The sequence below is a fragment of the Streptomyces sp. KM273126 genome (assembly GCF_004337435.2).
Classification (GTDB): domain Bacteria; phylum Actinomycetota; class Actinomycetes; order Streptomycetales; family Streptomycetaceae; genus Streptomyces; species Streptomyces acidicola.
In genome coordinates, this window is record NZ_SJXB02000002.1 from 1,139,041 (window position 1) to 1,152,534 (window position 13,494).

Below are 13,494 nucleotides of genomic sequence, written 5' to 3' on the forward strand. Positions count from 1 at the left end.
AACGTATAGTCATGCCATTCAAGAGGAGGGTTCCATGACGGTACGTGCAGCGGTGGCGGGAGCGAGCGGTTACGCGGGCGGGGAACTGCTGCGTCTGCTCCTGGCGCACCGCGAGGTCGAGATCGGCGCTCTGACCGGCAACTCCAACGCGGGCCAGCGCCTCGGCGCGCTGCAGCCACACCTGCTGCCACTGGCCGACCGTGTCCTTGAGGAGACCACAGCCGAGGTCCTCACCGGGCACGATGTCGTGTTCCTCGCCCTGCCGCACGGACAGTCCGCAGCCGTCGCCGAGCAACTCGGCCCGGATGTGCTCGTGATCGACATGGGTGCCGACTTCCGGCTCAGGGACGCCGCCGACTGGGAGAGGTACTACGGCTCCGCACACGCCGGTACCTGGCCCTACGGCCTCGCCGAACTGCCGGGAGCCCGCGCCGCGTTGGAAGGTGCCAAGCGTGTCGCGGTGCCCGGCTGCTACCCCACGGCGGCCTCACTGGCACTCTTCCCGGCATACACGGCCGGGCTCGCCGAGGCCGAGGCGGTGATCGTCGCCGCGTCCGGCACGTCCGGCGCGGGCAAGGCGCCCAAGCCGCACCTGCTGGGCAGCGAGGTCATGGGCTCCATGTCCCCGTACGGCGTCGGCGGCGTCCACCGGCACACACCCGAGATGATCCAGAACCTCAGCGCGGCCGCCGGCGAGCCCGTCACGGTCTCCTTCACCCCGACCCTCGCACCCATGCCCCGCGGCATCCTCGCCACGTGCAGCGCCAAGGCTCGCGACGGGGTCACCGGAGAGTCTCTCCGCGCCGCCTACGAGAAGGCCTTCGCCGACGAACCGTTCGTCCACCTGCTCCCCGAGGGACAGTGGCCCGCCACGGCGTCCGTCTACGGTTCCAACGCCGTTCAGGTGCAGGTCGCGTACGACGAGAGCGCGGGCCGGATCATCGCGATCAGCGCCATCGACAACCTGGCCAAGGGCACCGCGGGCGGTGCCGTCCAGAGCATGAACCTCGCCCTCGGTCTCGACGAGACCACAGGACTTTCCACGATCGGAGTCGCACCGTGAGTGTCACGGCAGCCAAAGGATTCACGGCGGCGGGCATCGCCGCCGGGATCAAGGAGAACGGCAACCCGGACCTGGCCCTCGTGGTCAACAACGGGCCCCGCCGCGCCGCCGCGGGCGTCTTCACCTCCAACCGCGTGAAGGCCGCACCGGTGCTGTGGTCCGAGCAGGTCCTGGCCGGCGGCCAGGTGTCCGCGGTGGTCCTCAACTCCGGTGGCGCCAACGCCTGTACGGGCCCGAAGGGCTTCCAGGACACGCACGCGACCGCCGAGAAGGCAGCGGAGGTCCTCGGCCGGGGCGCCATCGAGGTCGCGGTCTGCTCGACCGGTCTCATCGGCGTCCTGCTCCCGATGGACAAGCTGCTCCCCGGAGTCGAGACGGCCGCCGCCCAGCTCTCCGAGCACGGCGGCGAGAAGGCCGCCATCGCCATCAAGACCACCGACACGGTCCACAAGACGTCCGTCGCCGAGGGCGACGGCTGGACCGTCGGCGGCATGGCCAAGGGCGCGGGCATGCTCGCCCCCGGCCTCGCCACCATGCTCGTCGTGATCACCACGGACGCCGACGTCGACAGTGCTGTACTGGACGAGGCGCTGCGCGCCGCCACCAGGGTCACGTTCGACCGCGTCGACTCCGACGGCTGCATGTCCACCAACGACACCGTCCTGCTGCTCGCCTCCGGCTCCTCCGAAGTCACCCCGGAGTACGGGGAGTTCGCCGAGGCCGTCAAGGCGGTGTGCGCCGACCTCGCCCGGCAGCTCATCGGGGACGCCGAGGGCGCCAGCAAGGACATCAAGATCGAGGTGGTGGGGGCCGCCACCGAGGACGACGCCGTCGAGGTGGGCCGCTCCATCGCCCGCAACAACCTCCTCAAGTGCGCCATCCACGGCGAGGACCCCAACTGGGGCCGTGTGCTCTCCGCGATCGGCACGACGAGCGCCGCCTTCGAGCCGGATCGGCTCAACGTCGCCATCAACGGCGTCTGGGTCTGCAAGAACGGCGGCGTCGGCGAGGACCGCGACAAGGTCGACATGCGCTACCGCGAGGTCCACATCGTGGCCGACCTCGCCGCCGGCGATGCCACCGCCACGATCTGGACCAACGACCTCACCGCCGACTACGTCCACGAGAACAGCGCCTATTCCTCATGAGCAGTACGCGTAAGCACACCGCCCTCCCCAAGGCACAGACCCTCATCGAGGCGCTGCCCTGGCTGGTCCGGCACAAGGGCAGGACCGTCGTCATCAAGTTCGGCGGCAACGCCATGATCGACGAGGAGCTGAAGGCCGCGTTCGCCCAGGACGTCGTGTTCCTGCTCCACGCCGGCCTCAGGCCCGTCGTCGTGCACGGCGGCGGCCCGCAGATCAGCGCCGCCCTCGACAAGCACGGCATCGTCAGTGAGTTCAAGGCGGGGCTGCGCGTCACCACCGAGGACGCCATGGACGTCGTCCGCATGGTGCTGGCCGGGCAGGTGCAGCGCGAACTGGTCGGGCTGCTCAACCAGCACGGGCCGCTCGCCGTCGGCCTCACCGGCGAAGACGCGCACACCATCACCGCGACCAGGCACCGGCCCGAGATCGACGGCGAACTCGTCGACATCGGACGGGTGGGCGAGATCACCGAGATCGACACGGGCGCGATCGAGGCGCTGCTCGCCGACGGCCGTATCCCGGTCGTCTCGTCGATCGCCCGGAGCCAGGACGACGGGCACGTCTACAACGTCAACGCCGACACGGCGGCCGCCGCACTCGCCGCGGCACTGGGCGCCGAAACCCTCATGGTCCTCACGGACGTCGAGGGCCTCTACGAGGACTGGCCGAACAGCGACGAGGTGATCAGCCGCCTCACGGCCACCCAACTGGAGAAACTCCTGCCGGAGTTGTCGTCCGGCATGGTGCCGAAAATGAAGGGCTGCCTGCACGCCGTGCGCAACGGCGTGCAGAACGCCCGTGTCATCGACGGCAGGGTCCAGCACTCGATCCTGCTGGAGATCTTCACCGACGAGGGCATCGGCACGATGGTCGTGCCCGATGCGGAAGAGGGGGATGCCGGATGACCGGCAGCGGGACCAACGCCGAGCTCACCCAGCGGTGGCAGGGCGCGCTCATGAACAACTACGGCACCCCGAGGCTCCCTCTCGTCCGTGGTGAGGGCACCAGGCTGTGGGACGCCGACGGCAAGGAGTACCTCGACTTCGTCGGCGGCATCGCGGTCAACGCTCTCGGCCACGCCCACCCCGCGATCGTCGAGGCCGTCAGCAAGCAGATCGCCTCCCTCGGCCATGTCTCCAACCTGTTCATCGCCGAACCGCCCGTCGCGCTCGCCGAGCGGCTGCTCCAGCTCTTCGGCCGCGACGGCAAGGTCTACTTCTGCAACTCGGGCGCCGAGGCCAACGAGGGCGCCTTCAAGATCGGCCGGCTGACCGGGCGCACCCACATGGTGGCCACCCAGGGCGGCTTCCACGGCCGCACCATGGGCGCCCTCGCGCTCACCGGCCAGCCCGGCAAGCAGGAGCCGTTCCTGCCGTTGCCCGGCGACGTCACCCACGTCCCGTACGGCGACGCGCAGGCCCTGGCCGCCGCGGTGACCGAGGAGACGGCCCTCGTCGTCATCGAGCCCGTCCAGGGCGAGAACGGTGTGGTCGTGCCGCCACCGGGCTACCTCAAGGCCGCCCGTGCGATCACCGCGGCCACTGGTTCGCTGCTCGTCCTCGACGAGGTGCAGACCGGCGTCGGCCGTACCGGCAACTGGTTCGCGTACCAGGCCCACGAGGGCGTCCTGCCCGATGTCGTCACCCTCGCCAAGGGCCTCGGCGGCGGGCTGCCGCTGGGCGCGACCGTCGCCTTCGGGCGGGCCGCCGAGCTGCTGGGGCCCGGCCAGCACGGGACCACGTTCGGCGGGAACCCCGTCGCCTGCGCCGCCGGACTCGCCGTCCTGGAGACCATCCAGGCCGAGGGTCTGCTGGAGAACGTGAAGTCCGCGAGCGAGAAGCTGCGGGGCGGAATCGAGTCTCTCGGGCACCCGTTGATCGACTATGTCCGTGGCGCGGGCCTTCTGCTGGGTATCGTGCTCACGGAGCCGCTCGCGCCGCAGGCGCAGCAGGCGGCTCAGGACGCCGGTCTCCTGGTGAATGCGCCCGCCCCCGATGTCGTACGGCTCATGCCGCCGCTGACGATCGGTGACGCGGAGGTGGACGCCTTCCTCCAGGCGCTGCCCGGCGTCCTCGACACAGCGCACGCGACAGTTGAGGCCGGACGATCCGGAGAATGAGACGACGATGAGTCAGGCGCAGGACCACGAGCACGCCGCAGGGCCTGCCGTGCCGCAGACCCGCACCGCCCGCCACCGCCGGATCGTGGACATCCTCAACCGGCAACCGGTCCGCTCCCAGAGCCAGTTGGCGAAGCTCCTCGCCGACGACGGGCTGAGCGTCACTCAGGCGACGCTCTCCCGGGACCTGGACGAGCTGAACGCGGTGAAGATCCGCAACAGCGACGGCGACCTCATCTACGCGGTCCCGAGCGAGGGTGGCTTCCGCACCCCGCGCGTACCGCTGGGCGGGTCGGCGAAGGAGGAGCGGATGCGGCGCCTGTCGCAGGAGCTGCTGATCTCCGCGGAGGCCTCCGCCAACCTCGTGGTCCTGCGCACCCCGCCGGGTGCCGCCCAGTTCCTCGCCTCGGCCATCGACCAGGCCGAACTGCACGACATCCTCGGCACGATCGCCGGCGACGACACGCTGCTGCTGATCAGCCGCGACCCGACCGGGGGACAGGCACTCGCCGATCACCTGCTCCGGCTGGCGCAGAACAACCACTGAGCGGGCCAGGGCCCTAGGGGGCTTCTGATGGATCTCCGCGGCGTCGCGACGCCCGGCACGCCCTCTCGCCGAACGCCGCTCCTTCTTCCACGGAGATCCATCAGAACCCCCCTGGCACCGGCACCAACGAGGGCGGGGCGTACCGGAGTTCCGGTACGCCCCGCCCTCGCATGGGGGAACTTGCGTGGGGATCTTCGGTTGTGGGCCCTTCCGGGCCCGGTGCGCGGGCTCAGCCCAGTCGGTCGGCGAGCCCTCCGGTGCAGCGGACCTCGTCGCCCGCCGTGATGAGCAGGGCCTCGGTGTCCGGCAGGGACTCCAGCCAGCTCAGCCCGTCCCGCGCGCCCATCGCGAACGCGGCCGTCGCCCAGGCGTCGGCCCAGGTCAGCTTGGGGGCGACCACGGTCACGGCGACCAGGTCGGTGATCGCCGATTTGCCGGTGCGCGGGTCCACGATGTGCGTGCCGCGCTCGGCGGTGCCGGAGGTCGCCACGGCCAGCTGCGCGGTGCCGGCGGCGGAGACCACGGCGGCCAGCGCCCCCGGTCGCAGTGGATCGGACACGCCCACCCGCCACGGCCGCTGCGGGCCCGGTACCCCGCACAGCTGTACGTCACCGCCGCCGTTCACGTTCACCCCGGTCGCGCCCGCCGCGACCAGGTGGAGGGCGGCCCGCTCGGTGGCCCAGCCCTTCACGATGCCGGTCGGGTCGAAGGTCCCGTGGAAGGTGGCGCTGAACCAGCCGTCGCTGAGCCGCTCGGCCTCGGAGCACAGCTGCAGGATCTGGGCGACCTCCGGATCGCACTCCTCGATGGTCAGCTCGCCGCGGGCCAGCCGGGAGATCTGGCTGTCGTCGCGGTAGGTGCTGAACACCTCGTTGACCCGGTGGAGTCCGGCCACGGCCTCGTCCAGCGCGGCCCTCATGGCGGTGGGCTCTCCACCACGCACGTCGAACGAGAAGACCGTGCCCATGACCTCCTCGACGTGGCGCAGTTGCGTCGGCGCCGGGGTCTCGGAGGGCTCAGCCACCGGCGTTGTCCAGGGCGGACTGGAGGGACTTCTTGTAGCCCGCGCTCGTGTAGGTGGCACCGGAGACGGCATCAATGTCGGCACTCCCTGCTGCGACGGCTTCCTGGTTGAGCTTCGGTATGGCGTTGCCGCTGACCTGGGTGGAACGGCCGCCCTGGGGCATCTGCACGGCCTCGGCCTTGGTGATCTTGCCGTTGCTGACAGTGACACGGACCTGGACCGGCCCGTACTCCGTCTTGACGACCTCGCCCTGGACCGTCTCGCCCTGTGCCTGCGCACTGCCCGCCCCAGCCCCGGCCCCGGCCTCCGCGGAGCCCGACTCCTGCCCGGTGCCCGCCTCCTGGCCACCGGACTCCTGGGCCCCCGAGCCCTGCGCGCTCTTGGCCTTGTCGAGAGCGGACTGCAACGACTTCTTGTAGCCGGCGCTGGTGTACGTGGCACCGGAGACCGCGTCGATCTCGGCGCTGCCCGCCGTCACCGCCGCCTGGTTGAGCTTCGGTACGGAATTTCCGCTGATCTGGGTGGAGCGGCCGCCCTCCGGTTTCTGTACCGCCTCGGCCTTGGTGATCTTGCCGCCGCTGACGGTGATGCGGACCTGGACGGGCCCGTACTCCGTCTGCTCGACATCACCCGTGACGGTCTGGGCCTGTGCGCTGCCCGAGCCCTGCCCACCGCCACTGCCGGCCTTGTCGATGGCCGACTGGAGGGACTTCTTGTAGCCGGCGCTGGTGTAGGTGGCGCCGGAGACCGCGTCGATCTCGGCGCTGCCCGCGGCGACGGCCGCCTCGTTGAGTTTGGGGACGGAGTCGCCGCTGATCTGGGTGGAGCGGCCGCCTTCGGGTTTCTGTACGGCGTCGGCCTTGGTGATCTTGCCGCCGCTGACGGTGATGCGGACCTGGACGGGCCCGTACTCCGTCTGCTCGACATCACCCGTCAGCGTCTGTGTCCGGCCGTTGCCGATGGCCTGGGCACCCGCAGACCCCTGGGGCGCGACCGACTCCCCAGCGGCAGTCGGGTCCGACGACGGCTTCAGCGTCAGCAGCAGCACGATGCCGGACACGGTGGCGGCGCTGGCGAGCAGGACACGCCGAATGGGATGGCTCTTCTTCATCGCTCCTGAGCTCCTAGCTCCGATAGGTCGCGTAAGTCCCGTGCTTCCGGTCGCTCACATCTCGAACGACTCGTGATGGATGCGGCGCGTCGGCACACCCGCACCGCGCAGCGCCTCGTACACCTGCTGGGCGAACCCGGGCGGCCCGCACATGAAGACGTCGTGTTCGTCGATGTCGGGGATCTTGCGGCGCAGCGTGTCCGGCGAGATGTCGGGGCGCTCCCCCTCGGGGCTGTTCACCGCGTACATCAGCCGGGCCCCGCGCTCCTCGGCGATCGACGCCAGCTCGTCCCACAGCGCCAGATCCTGGGTGCTGTTGGCCCGGTACAGCAGCGTCAGGTCTCCGGCCGCGGCGGGCAGCGTCTCGAACAGCGCCCGCATCGGTGTGATGCCCACGCCGCCGGCCACCAGCAGCACCTTGCCGCGGCTGCGCTTGCCCGCCGTCATCGCCCCGTACGGGCCCTCGGCCCACACCCGGGTGCCGGGCGCCAGATCGCGCAGCGCCGAGCTGTGGTTGCCGGCCGCCTTCACCGTGATGCGCAGCATGTTGGGGCGGGGCGCCGCCGACAGCGAGTACGGGTGCGAGCTGAACCGCATGCCCGGCGCGAGGAACCGCCAGCGGAAGAAGTGTCCGGCCTCCGCGCCCATCCGGTGCAGCTTCCGCCCGCTCATCAGCACCGACGCGACCCCGGGTGCCTCCTCGATGACCGCCTCGACGCGCAGCCGGTGCCGCATGTTCAGCCGGATCGGCGTGAGGATCCGGTACCACACCACCAGCGCCGTCACCGTCCCGTACAGGGCGTACCAGACGGTCTTCGCGATGGGTTCCACCACGAACTCGTTGCCCGTGGACAGCTGGTGCCAGAACGTCATGAACGTGGCCACGTACGTCAGCAGGTGGACGTGGTACCACAGGTCGTACGGAATCCGCCGCCGCACGGGCCCCATCGAGATCAGCCCGATGAACACCAGGACGCCGGTGCCGATCGCGGCCTTGCCCATGTCAGGCAGCTGGTTGACCGAGTCGATCGTCTGCTGCACGATGTCGCCGAACGTGAGACCTGCCTGGAGGGCGTACCCGTACATCGTCATCACGACGTGGGCGACGACCAGGGAGAGCGTGTACCGCCCGCTCATCGCGTGCCAGCGCGCCACCCGGTCCGAGCCGACCCGGCGCTCCAGCGCGGGCACCCGGGCCATCTGCAACACGACCAGCGCCATCAGGTACCCGGCGAGGAGCCCGGTGATCCGGCCCGCGGCCAGCCACTTGCTGGCGGTGTCCGCGAGGGACGGCGTGTTGCTCCACCACAGCCAGATCACTCCGGCGGCGCCCGCGAAGACGGCGAGCAACAGCGGGACGGCGGGGGAGCGTCGGGGGCGGATACGGCGCATCGTCTGGCGCCGCGCGGCGCGGCCGCCTGCGATCGTGGTGGTCACGGTTCCTCCGTGGTGGCGGGCAAGGGAGTGGGGCGTATCCCTTGGCCCTGAGATACGTGCCGCGGTGCCCGAGTGTTCAGCGGCCAAGGGAGTCCAGCGCGGACTGAAGTGACTGGCGGTAACCCTCACTCGTGTAAGTGGCTCCGGAGACCGCGTCGATGTTGGCGCTCTGCGCGCTGAGCGCCTCTCTGCCCAGCAGGGGCACGGCGTAGCCGTTGATCCGCTGGTCCCTGGGGCTGCTCTGGGGATACGTCACCGCCGTGACGTCGGTGAGCCTGCCGTCCTTCACCGTGACGCGGACCTGCACGGGCCCGTACCGGGTCTGCGCCGCCTCCCCGGTGGCGGTGCGCGTGCCCGTGGCCGCTCCGTTCGACGCGCTGCCTGACGGAGCGGGCGAGGCGACGGCGCCGGTCGACGGTGACGGCGACGGCGACGGCGAGGCCAGGGCCGGTGCCGTGTGCGGCTTCAGCGACAGCAGCAGCACCACCCCCGAGACGGTGGCCGCGCTGGTCAGCACGATGCGGCGCAGCGGACGGTTCTTCTTCAGCGCGTGCACGTCGGCCTCACAGTTCGAACGACTCGTGGTGGATACGGCGGTCCGGCACCCCGGCGGTGCGCAGCGCCTCGTACAACTCCTGGGCGAGCCCGTGCGGACCGCACAGGTACACGTCACGTTCGGCGATGTCGGGCACGGCCGCCCGCAGGGACCCGGAGGTCAGGTCCGGACGCCCCTGCGGACCGTTGAGCGCGTAGAGCAGGCGCGCTCCGCGCCACTGTGCGATGGCCTCCAGTTCGCCGCCCAGGGCGAGGTCCTCGGCCGTGCGTGCCCGGTAGAGGAGGGTGACGTCACCGGGCAGCGTCTCGAACAGCGCGCGCAGCGGAGTGATGCCGACCCCGCCCGCGATCAGCAACGACTTGGACGCGGTGCGCCGCTCGGCGGTCAGCGACCCGTACGGGCCCTCCGCCCACACGCGGGTGCCCGGCCGCAGCAGGGAGACGGCCGCGCTGTGGTCGCCGAGCGCCTTGACCGTGATGCGCAGCCGGTCCTGCCGGGGCGGAGCGGACAGGGAGTACGGCGTGGAGGTGCGGCGCAGCCCCCGCGCGAGGAACCGCCAGCGGAAGAACTGCCCCGGCAGCGCCCCCAGCTCGTCCAGCCGCCGGCCGCGCATGACGACCGACAACACACCGGGCGCCTCCTCGTACACGGCCTCCACCCGCAACCGGTGCCGCAGGTTGAGGCGTATCGGCGTCAGGACGCGGAACCACACGACCAGAGCCGCCACGCCCAGGTAGAGCGCGTACCAGGCGAACTGCGCCAGCTCGTTGCCGGTGAAGTCGGCGCCGAGCGCGAGCTGGTGGCCGAACGCGAGGAAGACGGCGGCGTACGTCAGCAGGTGCACGTAGTACCAGAACTCGTGGCGGACCCGGCGGCGTACGGCACGCATTGAGGTGACCCCCACCGCGAACAGGAGCACGGTGCCTGCGGTGGCCTTGAGCATCTCCGGGTAGTCGAGGACCACCGAAACCGTCTCGCGCAGGATCGAGAAGCCGTCCTGCGCGGCGTACCCGGCGAGGATCAGCACCACATGGGCCACCAGCAGACAGAGCGTGTACCGGCCCGCTCTCGCGTGCCAGCGTGCCACCCGGTCCGAGCCGATCCGCCGCTCCAGCAGCGGGACCCGCGCCATCAGCCCGACCAGCACCGCACAGGCGTACCCCGACAGCAGCCCCGTGATCCGTCCCGCCCCGGTCAGCCAGCCCGCCGCGCCCACGACCGAGCCGGTGTCCTGCCACCACAGGGCGACGACGGCCGCGGCCCCGGCCCAGACGAGCCCCAGCAGGGGGCCTGCGGGAGAACGCCGGGCCACCGTGGGAGGCGGATGCTGCGGCGGAGCCATGGGCGTGCTCATGGACGTCGTCATGGCCGGAACTGTGCCGCCCGAACCTCTGAGCGGGCTCTGAGTGACGGCCGCGACCAGCGCCTTCAGAGGAAACTCAGAGCGTGAGGCGTCGCGGAACACTCCCGGCAGGGGTGATGCTGGAAGGCGCCATGAACGCACGCTCCGGCCGCCCGGCCCTCACCCGCCCCGACGGCACCCCCGTCCGCGTCCTCGTCGTCGACGACGACCCGGACCTCGCCGAGGTGCTCTCCGGCGCCCTGCGCTACGAGGGCTGGGAGGTGCGGACCGCCGGCGACGGCGCGTCGGCCGTCGCCGGGGCCCGCGAGCTGCTGCCCGACGCCGTCGTCCTCGACGTGATGCTCCCGGACACCGACGGCTTCGCCGTGCTGCGCTCCCTGCACGCGGTGCGACCGGACGTCTGCGTGCTCTTCCTGACCGCCCGGGACGCCGTCGAGGACCGCATCGCGGGCATCACCGCGGGCGGCGACGACTACGTGACCAAACCGTTCAGCCTGGAGGAGGTCGTCGCCCGGCTGCGCGGACTGCTGCGCCGCGCGGGCATGGCCCGGCAGCTGGAGGAGGGCCCCCGGCTGGTCGTCGGTGACCTCGCCATGGACGAGGAGGCCCGTGAGGTGACCCGGGCCGGCGAGCTGATCGAGCTGTCCCCGACCGAGTTCGAGCTGCTGCGCTTCCTGATGCGCAACCCGAGGCGGGTGCTCAGCAAGACGCAGATCCTCGACCGGGTCTGGTCGTACGACTTCGGCGGCCAGGCCCACGTCGTGGAGCTGTACATCTCCTACCTGCGCAAGAAGGTGGACGCCGGCCGGCCGCCCATGATCCACACGGTGCGGGGCGCCGGGTACGTGCTCAAACCGGTGGCCCGGTGAAGCGGGGGGCGTGGCTGCGCGGGTGCGTGCGGGCGGTGGGGCGACGGGCGTCACGGCTGCCCTGGCCCCGCACCCTGCGGGCACGGCTCACCGCCGGACTGGTGGTGCTCCTCACCGTCAGTTGCGCCGCGGTCGGCGTCGCCGCCGTGGTCGAGCTGGAACACTTCCTCACCGGCCGAGTCGACCAGCAGCTCAGTGAGGCCGGGGTCCGCTTCCCGGAGAGCCTGGAGCACAACGAACGGACCCGCCGGTCCGACCACGACGGCGACGAACACGGGGACACCCGCAGAATGGCGACGGGCACGTTCGGCGCCCGTCTGGCCGACGGCGCGGTCACCAGCGCGGCGGTGGTGCGCCCCGGCGACTCCACCACGGGCCTGGACGTCACCCTGACCACGAAGGACGAGGCGGCACTCGTCGCCCTCCCGGTCGACGGCAGGGGCCACACCGTCGACCTGTCGTCCCTGAACGAGTACCGGGTCGTCGCCGACAAGGGCGCGGACGGCGACGTACTGATCACGGGGCTGCCCTTGGAACCGGTGGACACCGCCGTCCGCCGCCTGGAGATGGTCGCCACGATCGTCTTCGGCGCCGCCCTGGTGACCACAGGGCTCGCGGGTGCCGTGTGGGTGCGCTGGTCGCTGCGCCCGCTCGGGCGGGTCACCGCGACCGCGACCCGGGTCAGCGAACTCCCTCTGGCCAGCGGCGACGTGGCCCTGCCCCCACGGGCCCCCGAGTCCGACCCGCACGGCGAGGTGGGGCGGGTCGCCACCGCCTTCAACCGGATGCTCGGCCATGTCGAGGACGCCCTGACCAAGCGCCACGCGAGCGAGGAGCGGCTGCGCAGTTTCGCCGCCGACGCCAGCCACGAGCTGCGCACCCCGGTGGCGTCCGTGCGCGGGCACGCCGAGCTCGCCCTGCTGCACCCCGGCCCCGTGCCCCCGAAGGTCACGCGGGCGCTCGAACGCATCGCCGCCGAGTCGGCACGCATGGGCGAGATGGTCGACGACCTGCTGCTGCTGGCCCGCCTCGACGCGGGCCGGCCGCTGGAGCGGGACCCCGTGGACCTCACGCGTCTGGTCCTCGACGCGGTCACGGACGCGCGAGCCGCCGGACCGGGTCACGGCTGGGCGCTGGAGCTGCCCGAGGAACCCGTCACGGTGCCGGGCGACGCCCACCGGCTCCACCAGCTACTGGCCAACCTGCTGGCCAACGCGCGCGCCCACACGCCCGCCGGTACCAAGGTGACCGTGTCCCTGGAGCCCGGTGCCGCCGAGGCCGTCCTGAAGGTCCACGACGACGGGCCGGGCGTGCCCGACGAGGTCCGGCACAGTGTCTTCGAACGCTTCGCCCGCGCCGACCGTCGCCGTACGGCGGGCTCCGGCGCCGGTGCGGGCCTCGGCCTGTCGATCGTGGCGGCGGTGACGGAGGCACACGGAGGCGGCGTCACCCTGGACAGCAGGCCGGGATCGACGACGTTCACGGTACGGCTGCCCGCCGGCACGGAGTGACCCTTCAGACCCGGGTGCCCCTTCAGGCCGGGTGACCCTTCAGACCCGCTAGTACCGGGTGATCGCCGTGGGCCCGCTCGTCGTGCCGATCGCGATGTGCGGCCCCCGCCCCGGGTCGGCCCAGGCGAGGATCCGCCGCATCGCGTCCCGCGGCACCGAGACACAACCCGCCGTCGGCCCCTTCCCGTTGACGTGCAGGAAGATGCCGGCGCCGCGCTCCCGCACCGGCTGGGCGTAGTTGAAGCCGATGACGTAGGCGTACGCGTACTGCGTGCCGTAGGTGACGAGGTGCTCGGACTCGGTGGCGCGGCAGTCGGCGGCGAGGGGCTCGGTCCAGCGGTTGTAGGAGCGGGACTCGTTGTCCTGGCACCACCAGGAGTCCTGTCGGACACGGCGGTACGGGGCCGTGGTGCCGTCGGGCGCCTCCTCGATCCCGAAGGCGTACGGGAGGTCGTACAGGCCGGTGGGCGTCGTGTTGGTCCCCTGCTTGCGGGAGCCGCCCTCGGCCAGCCCCTTGGCGCCGAAGCGCGCGGCGGCGGAACCCGCCTCCACCCAACCGCCGTCGCGCCGGTCCCACCACGTGACCGTGCCCGTCGTCGACGAGGTGTCCGAGGCCTCGGCGGTGATCAGCTGGGTGCCGCCCCCGGTGTCGGCCATCCGCTCGGGGAGGGGCGCCTGGCCCGGGGGCGCGGCACCGAGCACGAGGGAGGCGGCGGCGAGGACGGCGGCTACGGCAGGGCGCATGC

At 71.8% G+C, this 13,494-nt stretch carries 13 protein-coding genes; 7 read left to right on the forward strand and 6 right to left on the reverse strand.

What is annotated here, in order from left to right; all coding sequences use genetic code 11:
* Window positions 1-34 precede the first annotated feature (34 nt).
* From argC to E0500_RS35595, 5 genes are read left to right on the forward strand one after another with little or no spacing between them, the layout of a single operon-like run.
* Window positions 35-1,063, forward strand: a complete 1,029-nt coding sequence (argC, locus tag E0500_RS35575) for an N-acetyl-gamma-glutamyl-phosphate reductase (RefSeq protein WP_131561031.1) — start codon at window positions 35-37, stop codon at window positions 1,061-1,063.
* Window positions 1,060-2,211, forward strand: coding sequence for a bifunctional glutamate N-acetyltransferase/amino-acid acetyltransferase ArgJ (gene argJ, locus E0500_RS35580; RefSeq protein WP_131561033.1), 1,152 nt, complete (start codon window positions 1,060-1,062; stop codon window positions 2,209-2,211). The genes argC and argJ overlap by 4 nt, the downstream gene beginning before the upstream one ends.
* Entirely contained in the window at window positions 2,208-3,116 is a 909-nt protein-coding gene (argB, locus tag E0500_RS35585; RefSeq protein ID WP_131561035.1) for an acetylglutamate kinase, read from the forward strand. The genes argJ and argB overlap by 4 nt, the downstream gene beginning before the upstream one ends.
* Window positions 3,113-4,330: an acetylornithine transaminase gene (locus E0500_RS35590; protein ID WP_131561037.1), complete on the forward strand. Its 1,218-nt coding sequence runs from the start codon at window positions 3,113-3,115 to the stop codon at window positions 4,328-4,330. The genes argB and E0500_RS35590 overlap by 4 nt, the downstream gene beginning before the upstream one ends.
* Window positions 4,331-4,337: 7 nt before the next feature.
* On the forward strand, window positions 4,338-4,877 hold the full coding sequence (locus E0500_RS35595; RefSeq protein ID WP_131561039.1) for an arginine repressor: 540 nt from the start codon (window positions 4,338-4,340) through the stop codon (window positions 4,875-4,877).
* A gap of 229 nt (window positions 4,878-5,106) precedes the next feature.
* On the opposite strand, the gene E0500_RS35600 is transcribed toward E0500_RS35595, so the two are convergent.
* The 5 genes from E0500_RS35600 to E0500_RS35620 all read right to left on the reverse strand — a co-directional run bounded on the left by E0500_RS35600 (window position 5,107) and on the right by E0500_RS35620 (window position 10,371).
* On the reverse strand, window positions 5,107-5,844 hold the full coding sequence (locus E0500_RS35600; protein WP_181587478.1) for an FAD:protein FMN transferase: 738 nt from the start codon (window positions 5,842-5,844) through the stop codon (window positions 5,107-5,109).
* A 49-nt stretch (window positions 5,845-5,893) separates the two neighbouring features.
* The gene (locus tag E0500_RS35605; protein ID WP_181587343.1) at window positions 5,894-7,012 is read right to left on the reverse strand and encodes an FMN-binding protein; all 1,119 of its coding nucleotides are present in this window, start codon (window positions 7,010-7,012) and stop codon (window positions 5,894-5,896) included.
* 54 nt (window positions 7,013-7,066) lie between these two features.
* Window positions 7,067-8,449: a ferric reductase-like transmembrane domain-containing protein gene (locus E0500_RS35610; protein ID WP_165935236.1), complete on the reverse strand. Its 1,383-nt coding sequence runs from the start codon at window positions 8,447-8,449 to the stop codon at window positions 7,067-7,069.
* Window positions 8,450-8,525: 76 nt separating this feature from the next.
* Window positions 8,526-9,005 carry an FMN-binding protein gene (locus E0500_RS35615; RefSeq protein ID WP_131571443.1) on the reverse strand — a complete coding sequence of 160 codons (480 nt, stop codon included), beginning with the start codon at window positions 9,003-9,005 and terminating at the stop codon, window positions 8,526-8,528.
* Between the two features lie 7 nt (window positions 9,006-9,012).
* Window positions 9,013-10,371, reverse strand: a complete 1,359-nt coding sequence (locus E0500_RS35620; protein ID WP_399120590.1) for a ferric reductase-like transmembrane domain-containing protein — start codon at window positions 10,369-10,371, stop codon at window positions 9,013-9,015.
* A gap of 128 nt (window positions 10,372-10,499) precedes the next feature.
* Between E0500_RS35620 and E0500_RS35625 the strand changes: the two genes are divergently transcribed.
* Complete coding sequence (locus E0500_RS35625; RefSeq protein ID WP_131571446.1) at window positions 10,500-11,237, forward strand: response regulator transcription factor; 738 nt, start codon at window positions 10,500-10,502, stop codon at window positions 11,235-11,237.
* Window positions 11,234-12,748 (forward strand): HAMP domain-containing sensor histidine kinase, encoded by a 1,515-nt coding sequence (locus tag E0500_RS35630; RefSeq protein WP_309505275.1) that lies wholly within the window; start codon window positions 11,234-11,236, stop codon window positions 12,746-12,748. Before E0500_RS35625 ends, E0500_RS35630 begins: the two co-directional genes overlap by 4 nt.
* A gap of 48 nt (window positions 12,749-12,796) precedes the next feature.
* Here E0500_RS35630 and E0500_RS35635 read toward each other — a convergent pair whose 3' ends face one another.
* On the reverse strand, window positions 12,797-13,492 hold the full coding sequence (locus tag E0500_RS35635; RefSeq protein ID WP_131571449.1) for a L,D-transpeptidase: 696 nt from the start codon (window positions 13,490-13,492) through the stop codon (window positions 12,797-12,799).
* Between the last annotated feature and the right edge of the window lie 2 nt (window positions 13,493-13,494).